The following is a 1111-nucleotide window of genomic DNA, read 5'->3' on the forward strand; positions in this document are numbered from 1 at the left end:
GGCCGAAACGGTTCCATCTGATGGGCTAGCGAAAGCGATAGCGGGATCGTCGCGGCGGAAGAGTTGCCGTAGTCGGCGATTGTCTTGACGATTGCGTGATCTGCAATGCCGAGGCTCCTCCCGACCGCATCGAAAATGCGGGCATTGGCCTGGTGCGGCACGAACCGATCGATGTCCTGCGGCTGCGTTCGGGCTGCGGCGAGCGCGTCCTTTGAACATGCAGTCATCATGTCCACGGCCCTTGCGAACACTTCGCGGCCGTCGGTCATCGTCATGCGGGTTTGCCCGAGATCCAGGCCACTTTGGAACGGGACGTTGCTTCCGCCCGCCGGGATCTGGATCAGCCCGTAGCGCGAGCCGTCGGAATCCACCGAGGCACCGAGAACGCCCCGATCAGGGTCCTCGCACGGACCGATCACGAGGGCGCCGGCGGCATCGGCGAAAAGGACCGAACTGGCGCGCTCGGCCGGGTTGATGCGGCGGCTGAGGATGTTGGCGGCGATGATCAGCGCTGGTTTGCCGTGCAGGCGGGTGAATCCATCCGCGAACATCAGCGCATAGATGAAGCCGGCGCAGGCACCGGTCAGATCGACCGCGCCTGCGCGGCCAAGGCCGAGCTTGTGCGCGACCAGGGGCGCGCTTGGCGGCAGGAGATGGTCGGGCGTCGAAGTGGCGAGCAACAGCAGACCAATGTCGCTACGGTCGATACCGGCGTTCGCCAGCGCCATATCGCCGGCCTGCGCGGCAAGGCCAGACAGCGTGTCTTCGTCCGTTGCCCAGAAGCGCGAACGGATTCCCGTGCGCTTTTCGATCCAGCCAGGCTCGAGGCCAAGATTGCTCTCGATCTCGGCATTCGCCACTTTGCGCCCAGGCGCATGATGACCAAACCCGAGAATGCGCGACGATCGGCTCATGGTTTTGAGCCGAAGCGTTCGCCGGCCTCCGCGATGGCGTCGTAGAGCCCGTCGAGCTCGTCGCCGGTGATGCAATAGGGCGGCAGAAGATAGAGCACATTGCCGAGCGGACGCACCAGCAGTCCGCGCTCGAGGAAAAAAGCGCGCAGTTTTGGCCCGATCTCGGCCAGATAGCCGGCTGAGCCGGCGTGCAGATC

The 1111-nt window shown here is 64.7% G+C and carries 1 protein-coding gene and 1 pseudogene; both read right to left on the minus strand.

Annotation, left to right across the window (positions count from 1 at the left end):
* A partial coding sequence (locus ABID19_RS34295) for a beta-ketoacyl-ACP synthase III (RefSeq protein WP_263807312.1) occupies positions 1-914 on the minus strand: 914 nt, incomplete at its 3' end.
* Positions 911-1111 (minus strand): annotated as a pseudogene (locus ABID19_RS34300) (adenosylmethionine--8-amino-7-oxononanoate transaminase); the annotation flags it as partial. The gene ABID19_RS34295 and the pseudogene ABID19_RS34300, both read right to left, overlap by 4 nt.

Origin of the sequence: Mesorhizobium robiniae (assembly GCF_040545535.1) — a bacterium.
GTDB classification, from domain to species: domain Bacteria; phylum Pseudomonadota; class Alphaproteobacteria; order Rhizobiales; family Rhizobiaceae; genus Mesorhizobium; species Mesorhizobium robiniae.